Source organism: Aeromicrobium massiliense JC14 (genome assembly GCF_000312105.1).
Classification (GTDB): domain Bacteria; phylum Actinomycetota; class Actinomycetes; order Propionibacteriales; family Nocardioidaceae; genus Aeromicrobium; species Aeromicrobium massiliense.
This window is the reverse complement of record NZ_HE978638.1, coordinates 32,319-44,930: the sequence shown is the minus strand read 5'-3', so window position 1 is coordinate 44,930 and position 12,612 is coordinate 32,319. Positions and strand designations below refer to the sequence as shown.

Annotated in this window: 12 protein-coding genes; 3 read left to right on the top strand and 9 right to left on the bottom strand. The window is 73.7% G+C overall.

The window, feature by feature from the left end:
* Positions 1-64: 64 nt before the first annotated feature.
* Positions 65-2,953 (bottom strand): esterase-like activity of phytase family protein, encoded by a 2,889-nt coding sequence (locus HGAM_RS19300; protein WP_019145927.1) that lies wholly within the window; start codon positions 2,951-2,953, stop codon positions 65-67.
* Positions 2,954-3,106: 153 nt separating this feature from the next.
* On the opposite strand from HGAM_RS19300, the gene HGAM_RS12935 reads away from it, so the two are divergent.
* Entirely contained in the window at positions 3,107-3,382 is a 276-nt protein-coding gene (locus HGAM_RS12935; protein WP_019145926.1) for a hypothetical protein, read from the top strand.
* On the opposite strand, the gene HGAM_RS12930 is transcribed toward HGAM_RS12935, so the two are convergent.
* Positions 3,379-4,407 carry an LLM class flavin-dependent oxidoreductase gene (locus tag HGAM_RS12930; RefSeq protein ID WP_245532131.1) on the bottom strand — a complete coding sequence of 343 codons (1,029 nt, stop codon included), beginning with the start codon at positions 4,405-4,407 and terminating at the stop codon, positions 3,379-3,381. The genes HGAM_RS12935 and HGAM_RS12930 overlap by 4 nt on opposite strands.
* Before the next feature lie 69 nt (positions 4,408-4,476).
* Here HGAM_RS12930 and HGAM_RS12925 point away from each other — a divergent pair, with 69 nt between their 5' ends.
* A complete protein-coding gene (locus HGAM_RS12925) occupies positions 4,477-5,586 on the top strand; it encodes a DNA glycosylase AlkZ-like family protein (RefSeq protein ID WP_019145924.1) in 1,110 nt (369 codons plus the stop codon).
* A 109-nt stretch (positions 5,587-5,695) separates the two neighbouring features.
* Here the strand turns inward: HGAM_RS12925 and HGAM_RS19295 are convergent, their stop codons facing one another.
* From HGAM_RS19295 to HGAM_RS12895, 6 genes are all read right to left on the bottom strand, one after another.
* Complete coding sequence (locus HGAM_RS19295; RefSeq protein WP_019145923.1) at positions 5,696-6,580, bottom strand: oxygenase MpaB family protein; 885 nt, start codon at positions 6,578-6,580, stop codon at positions 5,696-5,698.
* Positions 6,577-7,533, bottom strand: coding sequence for an alpha/beta hydrolase (locus tag HGAM_RS12915; protein ID WP_019145922.1), 957 nt, complete (start codon positions 7,531-7,533; stop codon positions 6,577-6,579). The genes HGAM_RS19295 and HGAM_RS12915 overlap by 4 nt, the downstream gene beginning before the upstream one ends.
* 27 nt (positions 7,534-7,560) lie before the next feature.
* Entirely contained in the window at positions 7,561-8,181 is a 621-nt protein-coding gene (locus HGAM_RS19290; RefSeq protein ID WP_019145921.1) for an LON peptidase substrate-binding domain-containing protein, read from the bottom strand.
* Between the two features lie 4 nt (positions 8,182-8,185).
* Positions 8,186-9,904, bottom strand: a complete 1,719-nt coding sequence (locus HGAM_RS12905) for a DEAD/DEAH box helicase (protein ID WP_019145920.1) — start codon at positions 9,902-9,904, stop codon at positions 8,186-8,188.
* Complete coding sequence (locus tag HGAM_RS12900; protein WP_245532139.1) at positions 9,897-10,103, bottom strand: DUF3039 domain-containing protein; 207 nt, start codon at positions 10,101-10,103, stop codon at positions 9,897-9,899. Before HGAM_RS12900 ends, HGAM_RS12905 begins: the two co-directional genes overlap by 8 nt.
* A gap of 115 nt (positions 10,104-10,218) precedes the next feature.
* Entirely contained in the window at positions 10,219-10,767 is a 549-nt protein-coding gene (locus tag HGAM_RS12895; RefSeq protein WP_019145918.1) for a YqgE/AlgH family protein, read from the bottom strand.
* A gap of 17 nt (positions 10,768-10,784) precedes the next feature.
* On the opposite strand from HGAM_RS12895, the gene HGAM_RS19285 reads away from it, so the two are divergent.
* Positions 10,785-11,561 (top strand): MerR family transcriptional regulator, encoded by a 777-nt coding sequence (locus tag HGAM_RS19285; RefSeq protein WP_019145917.1) that lies wholly within the window; start codon positions 10,785-10,787, stop codon positions 11,559-11,561.
* Here the strand turns inward: HGAM_RS19285 and HGAM_RS12885 are convergent.
* Complete coding sequence (locus HGAM_RS12885; protein ID WP_019145916.1) at positions 11,548-12,558, bottom strand: DUF3048 domain-containing protein; 1,011 nt, start codon at positions 12,556-12,558, stop codon at positions 11,548-11,550. The genes HGAM_RS19285 and HGAM_RS12885 overlap by 14 nt on opposite strands.
* Positions 12,559-12,612: the final 54 nt, after the last annotated feature.

Below are 12,612 nucleotides of genomic sequence, written 5' to 3'. Positions count from 1 at the left end.
CATGCCCTCAGCACGACGACGCCCCCTCCCGCCGGAGCGGGAGGGGGCGCCAGGCGAGCAAGCCTCAGCGCACGCGGACCTTCACGGTCACGGTGCGGCCCGCCGTCTGCGTGCTGCCGAGGTACGTGACCTTCAGCGTGTGCAGGCGGCGTCCGGACGGCTTGACCTTGAGCACCAGGCGACCGTCGCGCAGCGCGGCCGTGCCGAGCACCCGGCGTCCGTCCGTGACCCGAACCGCGCCGGTCGGGACGTGGCCTACGCCGCGCACCGCGACCGTGAGCCGCACCGAGCGGCCCTGCTTCACCGACGACGCGGAACGCTTGACGGCCACGCTGGCGGACGCCTTCTGGACGACGACGCGGGCCGTGCCGACGCTGGACGTGCTGCGGGCGGTGCCCGCGTAGGACGCCGTGAGCGTCCGGCTGCCGACCTTCAGGCCGGAGACGGAGAACGTCGCCACGCCATTGCGGACCGCCGCGGTGCCGACCGTGCGCGTGCCGTCCTTGAGCGTCACGGTGCCGTTCGCGGTGACGCCCGAGGCGCCCTTCACCGCGACCGTCACGGCCACCTTCTGTCCGTGGACCGCCTTGGCCGGGGCCTTGACCGTCGTCGAGGTGCGCAGGCTGTCGGCGAAGACCTTCGCGGCCCCACCGAGGCGCAGGAACACCGTCTCGCCGGTGGCGTCCTTGAGCCCGTCGTTGTCGGTCACGGCGTAGACCCGGCCGTCGGCCGCGATCGTCAGGCCCTCGAGCTTCTCCTGCGTCCAGCCGTTCGTCGCCTGCAGGTCGGGCAGGACGTCGTGGGCCAGCTTCTTGGGCAGCACGGGGACGCCCTTCGGGTCGCCGGCCGGGACGTCGACGGTGTAGATGCGCTTCACGCGCGCCTTGGGGCCGTTGAGCTTGTCGCGCTCGACGACCGCGAGGGTGTCGGCGTCGACGGCGACGATCTCGGACAGACCCATCCAGTCGGCCCCGTCACGACGCGGCGTCTGCAGCTCGTAGCCGTACCAGTGCCACTGCTTCGTGGCGACGTCGTAGCGGCCCAGGCGCGTCGTGCTCTCGCCCTCGAACGCGTCGTTCGGCGCGGCGCCGTCGGTCCACAGCGGACGCTGCACGGCGACCCACACGTGCTCGCCGCGCGCGTCGTTCGTGGTGGTGACGCCCTCGAGGCCCCACTTGCCGATCTTCGACGTGACGTCGGCCGGGAGCTCGACGGTCTCGACCACCTCGCCCTTCGCATCGGTGCGCAGCACCTTGTTGCCCGGGCCGGTCGCGCCCTCGACGGCGAGCCAGAACCCGCCGTCGGCGCGGGCGGCGATGCCCTCGACGTCCAGCTTGGCCGGCACGCCGCCGACGGTGACCGGACGGGCGGCGGTGATGACGGCCGGGGTGCGACGCACGTCGACGGTGTAGAGCTGGGCGACGTCCAGCGCCGCGTCGGAGGCGGCGTAGATCGTGCCGGGGTCCGTCGGGTGCGCGGCCAGGGCGCCGAGCGCCGTCCAGCCGACCGGCTTGCCGTCGACGTCCGCCGAGCGGATGGACGGGAACGTGGCCGTGCCCTTGCCGTGCTCGAACAGCTGCACCGAGGCACGGACGCCCGTGGCGGCGTCGTCGGTCTCGCTGGAGACGGCGAGCAGGTCGCGCGACTCGATCGCGAGCAGTCCCTCGGGTCCGTTCGTGGTCGGGAGCGCGTGGACGTACCGCGGGTTGCGCGGGTCGGTCATGTCGTACGCGACGACGACGTTGCTGCGCTCGGAGCCGACGAAGGCGTAGCGCTTCCCGCCGAAGGTGCCGATGGTCAGGCCCTCGGGCTCGGGGCCCTTCTTGGCCGCGCGGTCCTCGTTGTGCAGGCCGAGGCTGATGACGATGTCGGCGAACGAGCTGCCGGCGTCCCAGACGACGTCGCCGGTGGTGGAGTCGAAGACGCTCCAGCCGCGCGATCCGCCCTTCCAGTCACCCTCGTTGGCCGTGGCCAGGTAGCGGTCGTCGACCCAGCCGATCGCGTCGGGCTCGCGCACGACGCCGGTGATGGTGTCGGTCGGCGAGATCCTGCCGTCCTTCTTGGTGTCGAAGCCGGACGCGGTGACCGTGCCGGCGCTGAACACGCGCTCGATCGCGCGCGTCTTCAGGTCGATGACCACGACGCCGTTGTTCTCCTGCAGCGTCACGGCCAGCTTGTTCTCGCCGTTGATCGAGACGTACTCCGGCTCGGGGTCCTGCGGGGTGTCGAGACCGGCGGCGACGAGCGCGGGCAGCGGCGAGCCGTCCGCGTTCGTCAGGTCGATGCGCTGGGCGGTCCAGGCGGACGGCGCGCCGTCCAGCTTCACGACCTGGACGAAGCCGGCGGGAAGCTGGGGCAGGTCGCCCTTCGCGCCGCCGGCCGGGGTGGCGTCCTCGTCGCGCTGGTTCTCGATCGCGATGGCGGCGTAGGCGCCGTCCTTGCTGATGGCGATCGAGTCGGGCTGGCCCTGCAGGTCGATGCTGGCGACGCGCCTGGTGTCGGACAGGCGCACCACGTCCAGGCGGCCGGACGGGTTCGCGAAGTCGCCCCCGCTGGTGTCGACCACCACGAGCACGTACTGGCCGTGGACGGCCACGGACGTCGGCTGGTCGTCGGCGTCGCCGAGCTGGGCCAGCGACAGGCTGCCCTCGCCGCGGGGACGCTGGGGGTCGGTGATGTCCAGGAACCCGATGCGCTTGCCCGGGGCGTCGGTGTAGATCAGCGTCCGGCCGTCCTCGGAGACCGTGGAGATCTCGGCGACGGTCTCGCTGCTGGCCGGCACGTCGGCGGGCAGGTTCTGGAACACCGGGTAGGTCGCGGTGCGGTGGAACGCGGACGGCGAGGGGGTCGCGGTCGGCGTCGCCTGGGCGCCGGACGCCAGGGCGGGGACGAGGGTCGCGGTCAGCGCGAGGGTCGCGAGACCGGCGAGCCCACGACGGGTGGGTCGGGACATGCTGCTCCTAGGTCGGGGGACGAGCCCGACCAGGCTGGCGGTCCGCCGGCGACCGGCACGAGAGCCGACCGGTGAACGTCCGGCGAACAGTCCCCCGGGGCCTTTCGCGGCGAACCCGCCCCGCCGGCGTCCGCCGCGCTCTAGGGTCGCCGCATGACCAGCGAGCCGACCGCGTCCCCCGCCCCGAGCCGCGACCGCACCGAGGCCAACGAGTGGTTCGCGATCGGCGGCTTCGTCCTGCTGGTGGCGGTCCTGCTCGCCGGGACGGGATGGACGAACGCCGAGGGCGGCGCGCTGGTCGCGCTGCTCGCCCTCGGCGCCGTCGCCGCGGTCTGCGGCTTCCTGCTTCTCGTCGTCGGGGCGGTCATCGCCGGCACGACCATCGCCCTGCGGGCCGAGCGCGCTCGGCTCGAGAGCCCGACCGACTAGCCCAGCAGCTCCTTGGCCAGCAGCGTCAGCGTCTGCTCGCGGGCCTCGGACGCGCGCGCGTCGCCGCCGCGGTGCGCGGACGCCACCGGGTGCAGCATGACCTCGTCGACGCCGAAGCCGTCGGCCAGCGCGCGGATCTCGTCGGCCGCCTCGCCCGGCTCGCCGACGACGGCGCGGCCGATGCCGGACGTCACCATCTCCATGAGCTGCGGGTGCAGCGGCTCGGCCTGGGCGTCCTCGACCAGCTCCAGCGGCCCGAACGGCTGACCGGTGCGCAGGCGCGCCATCTGGCGCATCTGCGGCAGGGCGAGCAGCTCAGCCTCGTCGTGGGTGGGGGCGACGACCGCGTTGACGGTCAGGAACGTGGTGGGCGCGGCGCACAGGTCGCTGGGCCGGAAGTTCTCGCGGTAGTAGGCGAGGGCCTCGGCCGTCCCCTGGCCGGAGAAGTGGTGCGCGAAGACGTACGGCAGGCCCTTCTCGGCGGCCAGCTCGGCGGAGTACATCGACGACCCGAGCAGCCACATGCGCGGCTCGCTGGCCGCGGCCGGGGTGGCCTTGAGGACGTACTGCTGGCGCGGCACCGGCACGCGGACCCCCTCGGTGCCCATGAGCGCCACGACGTCGTCGAGGTACTGCGGGAACTGGTGGACGTCGGTGTCGTCGCGGCCGGCGGCACCGCGCAGCGCCATGGACGTCACCGGGTCCGAGCCGGGCGCGCGGCCGATGCCCAGGTCGATGCGTCCGGGGTAGGCGGCCTCGAGCAGCGCGAACTGCTCGGCGACGGCGAGCGGCGCGTGGTTCGGCAGCATGACGCCGCCGGAGCCGAGCCGGATGCGGTCGGTCTGGGCGCCGAGGATGCCGATCATCACCGGCGGGGACGTCGCGGCGACGGCGGCCATGTTGTGGTGCTCGGCGACCCAGTACCGCTCGAAACCGGCGGCGTCGGCGGTCTGCGCGAGGCGGACGGTCGCCGCGACGGCGTCGGCGGAGGTCTGGTCGGAGCGGACGGGCACGAGGTCGAGCACGGACAGGCGCATACCTGGGGCAACGCACGCGGTGCCCGGTTGCTTCCGTGTCACGGTCACCGTGATCGGGTGACGGCTGTCACCGCGGGCTGGTACACCTTCTCCATGCAGGTCACCCGGGCCCAGGCGCTGCGCTACCGCGTGCACGCCCAGCAGCTCGAGCGCACCGGCGTGCACGACGACGCGGCCGTGCTCGACCTCGGCGTCCAGGACACCGGTCCCGACGGCGCCCCGTGGGCCCTCGCCCTCCGCGGCTGCGAGCCCGCGCCCGGCTCCACCGTGCTGGTCTGGACGCTGCGCGGAGCCCCCGCCGTCTACCGGCGCGACGAGGTCGCGCAGGTCGCGAGCGCCACCGCGCCGCTCAGCGAGCGCGACGCGGCCAAGCGCGTCTTCGACGCGGCCAAGCCGCTCAAGGCCGCGCACGTCCCGGTCACCGACGCCCTGGCGAAGGTGGCCTCGCTCATGCGGGAGGTCGTCGACCACCCCATGCCGAAGGGCGACGTCTCCACCGCCATGACCGCGCGGGTCGACGAGCCCTACCTGCGCGAGTGCGGCCCCTGCGCCACGACGCACCTGTACGAGCAGCCGTTCCGGCTCTCCGCGCTCCAAGCCGGGCTCGAGCTGCGCCCCCGCACCTCTCCCCCGGTGCTCGAGCGCATCCGCGGCTGGTCCGGCCCGCAGCCGGCGAAGCCGCACCTCGACCCCATCCGCGCCTACCTGCACCTCGTGGGCCCGGCCACGCCGGCCGAGGTCGCCGGCTTCCTCGACTCGCGCATCCAGGACGTCGCCACCCACTGGCCGGCCGACGCCGTCACGGTCGAGGTCGACGGCGAGTCCCGCTCGGTGCTGGCGTCCGACGCCGACGCGCTGCGCGAGGCGCCGCGGGCCGAGGCCGTGCGGCTGCTCGGCCCGTTCGACCTGTTCCTGCAGTCGCGCGACCGCGAGCTGCTGGTGCCCGACAAGCGCCACCGCGATGCGCTGTGGCCGCGGCTCGGACGTCCGGGCGCGGTGCTGGCCGGCGGCGAGCTCGTGGGCACCTGGCGCCCGCGCACGTCCGGCGGCGTGCTGAAGCTGCAGACCGAGCTGTGGACCCGGGTCGACGCCGCCCTGCTCGCCCACCAGGCCGAGCGGCTCGCCGACTTCCGCGGCGTGCGCTTCGGCGGCTTCGTCGACGCCTGACCCACCTCACCGAGTGCAGGGGTCGCTTTCCCGCTGAGTGTGACGTTCCGGGGGTGGATCGGCCGGATCCACCCCCGGAACGTCACACTCAGCGGGAACGGGACGGGGTCTAGGCGGTGACCTTCTCGTCCGCGGGGGCGAAGGTGCCCAGCCGCTCGACCAGGAAGCCGCCCGGGTACGAGCGCACCCGCTCGAGGTCGCGGTTGAGCTGCGGCGTGCGGCGGGCCGGGAGCAGCGCCACCACGCGTCCGCGCAGCCGCACCGCCCCGTGCGAGGCGTGCTCGAACCAGGCCGGCGGGTGCGGGTAGCCGAACGCGTCGCGCAGCGGCGGGTCGAGCAGCGCGATCGAGAACGCCCGCACGAGCCGCTTCGCCGGACGCGGGTAGAAGGTAGTCAGCAGCTCCAGCGTGGCGTCGGCGACCTCCCGCGAGCGCCAGTCGTACGCGAAGTGGGCCGCCTCGTAGTCGTCCATGAACGTGGCGAACGCGTCGTAGTCGGCCGGCACGTCCTGGATGCCCATGAGCCGCCCGAGCCGCTGGTAGTAGCGGACGGTCGCGGTGCGCTCGGCCTCCGTGCCGCGGCGCCAGCCGTAGCGCTCGATCCAGCGCACCGGCGTGACGACGAACGTCGCCAGCACGTACCGCATGTCGTCGTTCGAGATGCCGTACCGGCCGTGCATCTGGTTCATCCGGCGGATCGCCGAGCGTCCGGAGGCCGACTCCATGCCGTCGACGTTGATCGCCTCGAGGATGAGCACGGTGTCGTCGTGACGCTTCTGGGTCGCGGTGGTGAACTGTCCGGTCTCGTGAAGCAGGCGTCCGATCGACGGCACCGCGTACGTCCGGAAGAGCGCGAAGCTGAGCGCCTGGGTGACGTCCCAGGGGAACTCCAGCGTCGCCTGGATGCGCGCCATCTCCTCGAAGTCGGTCTCGGGGTCGAGCGACGCGAGCCGGCGCTGCCAGCGGCGCTTGCCGGGCAGGCCCGGCGGTCTCACAGCACCACGCCCAGGAACGCGACGATCTCGTCCAGAGCGTCCTTCGAGGCCGGGACGACGCCGGGCAGGCTGATGAAGCCGTGGATGGCCTCGGGGTAGTCGACCACCTGCACCTTCACGCCCGCGGCCTCCAGCACCTCGCGGTACTTCTCGCCGTGGTCGCGCAGCGGGTCGTGCCCGGCGGTGAGGATGAGCGCCGGGCACAGGCCGGTGTGGGACGCGGCACGGATCGGCGAGGCCTGCCAGTCCTCGATCCCGTAGGCGTCGCCCAGGTACGTGCGGCTGAACGTGCGCATGCTGCGGCTGGTGAGCACGGGCGCGTGGGCGTTGGCGTCCTCGGACGGGTAGCGCTCGTAGATCTCGACGGCGGGGTAGATGAGCACCTGCCCGCGCAGCTCGACGCCGGTGTCGCGGGCGTGCAGCGCGCAGACCGCGGCGAGGTTGCCGCCCGCGCTGTCGCCCATGACCGCGACGCGTGCGGGGTCGCCCCCCAGCTCGGACGCGTGGGCCAGCAGCCACTCCAGCGCGGCGACCGCGTCGTCGGACGCCGCCGGGTAGCGGTGCTCGGGCGCGAGCCGGTAGCTCGGCGAGACGACGACCGCTCCGGTGCGCGACGCGACGTGGCTGGCCACCCAGGCGGACTGGCGCGGCTCGCCCTGGCACCAGCCGCCGCCGTGCAGGTTCAGCACCACCGGGCGGGGCGCGCCGGCGCTGCCGCGCGGCGTGTGGACGAGCACCGTGGAGACGAAGCCACCGGCCAGCTCGACCTCGAGCTCGCGCACGTCCACGTCCGTGGCCGGCCGGCCGAAGATCACCTGGGCGCCGCGCATCGTCAGCTGGCGGGTGCGCCGGGCGCGCGTGCGGATCATGGCGTCGTCGTCGACCGCCTCCTGCGGCGACGAGAGCCGTCCGAGGACGGCGGCGAACAGACGGGTCTGCCAGGGCATGCTCATGGGACCCCAGGGTGCCCGACCCGGGTGTCAGCGCCCGAAGCGCGCCCGCATGAGCTCCTCGGCGTCGGCGGCCCGGGCGACCAGCTCGGCGGCCAGCGCGTCGGGCGTCGCGACCTCCAGCAGCGCCAGCCGGTCCAGGTCGCCGATCGGCAGGATGGCGGCCAGCTGCCACAGCGCGGTGACCGGGTCCGGCGACAGCTCGACGTCCGGCGACCACGGCAGCTCGACGAGGGTGGCGAGCCGGGCGACGCACCCGCGCACCGCCAGCTCGGCGTCCTGCAGGGACCGGCGCCAGCGCTCGTCCCACACCAGCTCGGGCCGCAGCCGGACGCGCGCCCGCGGGTACGGGTCGTCGGGGAGCCACTCCACGACGTCCAGCCGCCGCGTGCCGGTGACCAGCATCGCAACGCCGTCGTCGATCGCCTCGACGTGGTCGATGCGCGCCAGCGTCCCCGTGCCGAAGCGGATGTCGCCGCCGCCGACCTCGTGGCCCCGCTCGATCAGCACGACGCCGAGCTCGGGCCGGTCGGACGCCATGAGGTCGTCCATCATCTGGCGGTAGCGCGGCTCGAAGACGCGCAGCGGCAGGTTCGCGCCGGGCAGCAGCACCGAGCCCAGCGGGAACATGGCCAGCTCCACGTCGTCCACGGGACTAGCCCGACGCCTTGAGCGCCCAGGTGCGCAGCGTGTCGATGCGCTCCTTGAGCTGCTTGACCGACGCCTGCGCGGCGGGCGGGCCGCCACAGGCCGAGCGCAGCCGGTTGTGGGTGACGCCGTGCGGCTCGCCGGTGCGGTGGTGCCACGCCCCGACCAGGGCGTGCAGCTCGCGGCGCAGCGCGCTGGTCTCCTCGTGGGCGGCCATGCGGTCGGCCTCGGGGTCGGGCGCGGCCACGCCGGCGGCCTTCTTCTGCTGGGCACGCTTGGACCGCGCGGACTTGAGCAGCTCGGCGACCTGGTCGGGCTCGAGCAGGCCGGGGATCCCGATGAAGTCCAGCTCCTCCTCGCTGCCGGGCTGGACGAACGTGTCGTGGCCGTACTCGCCGCCGTCGAACAGCACGCGGTCGAACGAGGCGTCGCTGCCCAGCGCGGCGAACGTGCCGAGCTCGAGCTCGCCGGACGCCTTGGTGTCCTGCTCGGCCTTGGCCAGCATCTCGGCCTCGGCGGCGAACAGGTCGTCCTCGTCCTTGACCGGACGTCCGATGACGTGGTCGCGCTCCTGCTCCATGCCGCCGGCGTACGACAGCAGCAGCGGCACGCTCGGCACGAAGATGGACGCGGTCTCGCCGCGCCGGCGGGCGCGCACGAAGCGGCCGACGGCCTGGGCGAAGAACAGCGGGGTCGAGGTGGCCGTGGCGTAGACGCCGACGGCCAGCCGCGGGATGTCGACGCCCTCGGAGACCATGCGCACCGCGACCATCCAGCGCTTGTCGCTGTCGGCGAACTCGGCGATGCGCTCGCTCGCGCCGGCCTCGTCGGACAGGACGATCGTGGGCAGCTCGCCGGTGATCTCCTTGAGCAGCTTGGCGTAGGCGCGCGCGGACTCCTGGTCCGAGGCGATGACGAGCCCGCCGGCGTCCGGCACGTGCCGGCGCACCTCGTCCAGGCGGCGGTTCGCGCCGTCCAGGACGGCCGGCATCCAGGCGCCCTTGGGGTCGAGCGCGGTGCGCAGCGCCTGGGCCGCGAGGTCGCGGGTCATCGGCTCGCCGAGGTTGGCCGAGATCTCGTCGCCGGCGCGCGTGCGCCAGTGCATCTCGCCGGCGTACGCCATGAACAGCACGGGACGGACGACGCCGTCGCGCAGCGCGTCGCCGTAGCCGTAGGAGTAGTCGGCGACGCTCGCGACCGAGCCGTCGTCCTGCGGCGCGTAGGTGACGAACGGGATCGGGTTCTCGTCGGAGCGGAACGGGGTGCCGGTCAGGCAGATGCGCCGCACCGCCGGGTCGCACGCCTCGCCGACCGCGTCGCCCCAGGCCAGCGCGTCACCGGCGTGGTGCACCTCGTCCAGGATGACCACGGTCCGTGCCCGCTCCATGCGCACGCGGAAGCCGTTGGGGTTCGCGGCCAGCCCGGCGTAGGTGACGGCGAAGCCGTTGAACTCCTTGCCGAGCACGCCGCGTCCGCCCAGCGAGGGGTCGAGCCGGATGCCGAAGCGGTGGGCGGCGTTGGCCCACTGCGTCTTCAGGTGGTCGGTCGGCGCGACGACCACGACGCGCTCCACGACGCCGCGGGCGAGCAGGTCGGCCGCGAGGGTCAGCGCGAAGGTCGTCTTGCCGGCGCCGGGCGTCGCCACCGCGAGGAAGTCGCGCGGCTGCGTGCGCTGGTACTTCTCGAAGGCGGCGGCCTGCCAGGCGCGGAGCCCGGCGCTACTCACCCTGGGGAGCGTCGTCGTTCAGGGACTGCCAGATTTCCTTGCACTCGGGGCACACCGGGAACTTCTCGGGAGCGCGGCTGGGGACCCACACCTTGCCGCACAGCGCCACCACCGGCGTGCCCATGACCATGGCCTCGGTGAGCTCACCCTTGGGCACGTAGTGCGAGAACCGCTCGTGGTCACCGTCGCCGGGACGCAGGTCGGTGCGCTCGTCATGGACCGTCTGGGTGCCGCCGCCGCCGCCGCCGAAGATCGTCACGTCCGGGAGTCTAACCCGCCGACCCCGCCCGACCGAAGCGCGCGAGCGAGCCGGGTCAGTTCTCGGTGGGGTCGTCGGGGAACGTGGCCAGGAAGCGCGCGTCGCCCTCCTGGCGGCGCAGCACGCTGCGCCACAGGTTCTCCGGCTGGGGCGTGAGGACGTCCTCGTCGCGGGCCTCGGTGACCAGCCACGAGCCCTCGGCGATCTCGTCCTCGAGCTGGCCGGCGCTCCAGCCGGCGTACCCGGCGAAGACCCGCATGCCGAGCAGCTCGGTCGCGTCCGGCACCGGGCCGTCGAGGTCGACCAGGCCGAACCGTCCGGTCATCGGCCGGAAGCCGGCCGGGCTGGAGCCGGCGGGCACGACGGCGACGGCGAGCGCGGAGTCCATCGACACCGGACCGCCCTCGAACAGGCAGTCCGGAGCCCCCACGAGCGCCGACCACGAGGGCAGGACGTCGTCGACGTCGGCGTGCGTCGGATGGTTGACGATGACGCCCAGGGCGCCGTCCTCGTCGTGGTCGAGCAGGAAGACGACGCTGCGGCGGAACGGCCCGCTCTCCACCGAGGGGGTCGCCACCAGGAGGCGTCCGCGCATCGAGTCCATGCCCCTATGATGCCCACATGTCGCACGGAGCGCCCGCGTCCGAGGAGTTCACGATCGACGAGCTGGCCCAGCGCGCCGAGATGACCGTGCGTAACGTCCGGGCGTACTCGGGTCGTGGGCTGATCCCGCCGCCCCGCCTGGAGGGCCGCACCGGCTACTACAACCAGGTCCACCTGCAGAAGCTGCGCCTCGTGCGCGAGCTCCTCGACCGCGGCTACACGCTCGCGGCGGTGGAGAAGGCGATGCTCTCGAACCCGTCGACGGCCAGCTCGCACGCGCTCGACCTGCTCCAGGTGCTCGACTCCCCCGGACGCGAGGAGGAGCCCGAGGAGATGTCGCGCGACGCCCTGGCGGCGCTCGCCGGCGTCGGCCGCGACGACGCCCTCATCGACGCGCTGGTCGAGTACGGGCTGGCGGAGCACGTCGACGAGAACACGGTCCGTCTGGTGTCGCCCACCGTCGTCCGGGCCGGGGCCGCGGCCGTCGCGCTGGGCCTGTCGACGACCACCGTCATGGCGCTGTTCCCGCTCATGCGCGAGTCGCTGAGCCGCATCGCCGACGCGTTCGTGGCCAGCACGGTCGACGAGATCGTCCAGCCGTTCCTCGACGCCGGCATGCCCGAGGGTCAGTGGCCCGACGTCGTGGCCGTCGTCGAGCGGCTCATCCCCGTGGCCAGCCAGGTGACGCTCGGCATCTTCCGCCGCCAGCTCGGCCAGGCGATCGAGCACGAGCTCGGCGAGAAGCTCGCCGAGCTCGGCTACGGGACGCCGGAGGAGCCGGTCAGCGGGTCGTGACCGACCCGGTCGACTTCGGCACCAGCTCGATCCAGGTGCGGCCCGGGTCGACCGTGAAGCCCTTGCCGTCCGCGGTCTTCAGCGAGATCGTCGAGCCCAGCGTCCGCTTGCTCCACGTGCCCTCGACGACGCCGCCGTCGGCGCGCAGCAGCGTCGCGCGGCCCTGGCCCTTGAACACCGTCTCCGGCACCGGGTTGCCGCCCGGGTCGCGGTAGCCGGCGTCCTTCACGTCCGCCGACAGCACGAGGATCGACGTGGCCCGGAACTCCTGGCCCGACGCGGCGTGACCGTTCTGCCGGGTCCACGTGCCGCCCTTGCGGGCCCACTCGGTGGTGTGGCTGCTGGAGAAGCGGACGCTCGCCCGCGAGGCGGTCTTGGCCGCGGGGACGGGCTTCGCGCCCTTCGCCGTCCACGGCAGGTAGTCGCGCGCGACCTCGTCCTCGCCGGCCTTCGCGGCGACCTGGCGCAGGTCCATCAGCCGGTCGTACGGCGCCCGCTTGGCGGGGTCACGGGTGAAGCCGGGGGCGCCGTTGTCCTCGGACCAGACCTTCACGTCGGCGCGGTCGAGCACGGCGTACGCCTTCTGCGCGCCGCCGGAGGCCACGACCTGGCCCTCGACCGGCGCGGCGATGCCGGCGTCGGTGCCGCGCAGGGAACGGACGTGACCGATCTTGGACGGCACCTTGCCGTGGTAGATCGCGGCCAGGCGGGTGATGCCGCCCTCGACCATCTCCTCGACGACGAGGTCGGCGTGGTGGACGCCGTACTGCGGCTCGCCGCTGCTGGAGTTCTCGATCTTCACGACGAACGGCGGGTTCTTGGGCAGGCCGCCCTTCAGCTCCAGGCCCGTCAGCGGGGACCGGGCGACGAGGGTGGCGCCACCGCGCTCGTCGGCGTCCGGGCTGGGCTTCGAGCCGGGCTTCTCGTCGGTCGAGCAGGCCGGGAGCGCGAGGCCGGCGACGAGCAGGGCGGAGAGCAGGGTGGTGCGTGACGTCATGGTGCCCAAGCATGCACGAACAAGCCACGGATCCCGGGCACGGCACCCGGCTCG

Coding starts and splice junctions, on each gene's coding strand:
- HGAM_RS19300 (WP_019145927.1), bottom strand. CDS start 2,953: ATGTCCCGACCCACCCGTCGTGGGCTCGCCGGTCTCGCGACCCTCGCG.
- HGAM_RS12935 (WP_019145926.1), top strand. CDS start 3,107: ATGACCAGCGAGCCGACCGCGTCCCCCGCCCCGAGCCGCGACCGCACC.
- HGAM_RS12915 (WP_019145922.1), bottom strand. CDS start 7,533: ATGAGCATGCCCTGGCAGACCCGTCTGTTCGCCGCCGTCCTCGGACGG.
- HGAM_RS12895 (WP_019145918.1), bottom strand. CDS start 10,767: ATGGACTCGATGCGCGGACGCCTCCTGGTGGCGACCCCCTCGGTGGAG.
- HGAM_RS19285 (WP_019145917.1), top strand. CDS start 10,785: ATGTCGCACGGAGCGCCCGCGTCCGAGGAGTTCACGATCGACGAGCTG.
- HGAM_RS12885 (WP_019145916.1), bottom strand. CDS start 12,558: ATGACGTCACGCACCACCCTGCTCTCCGCCCTGCTCGTCGCCGGCCTC.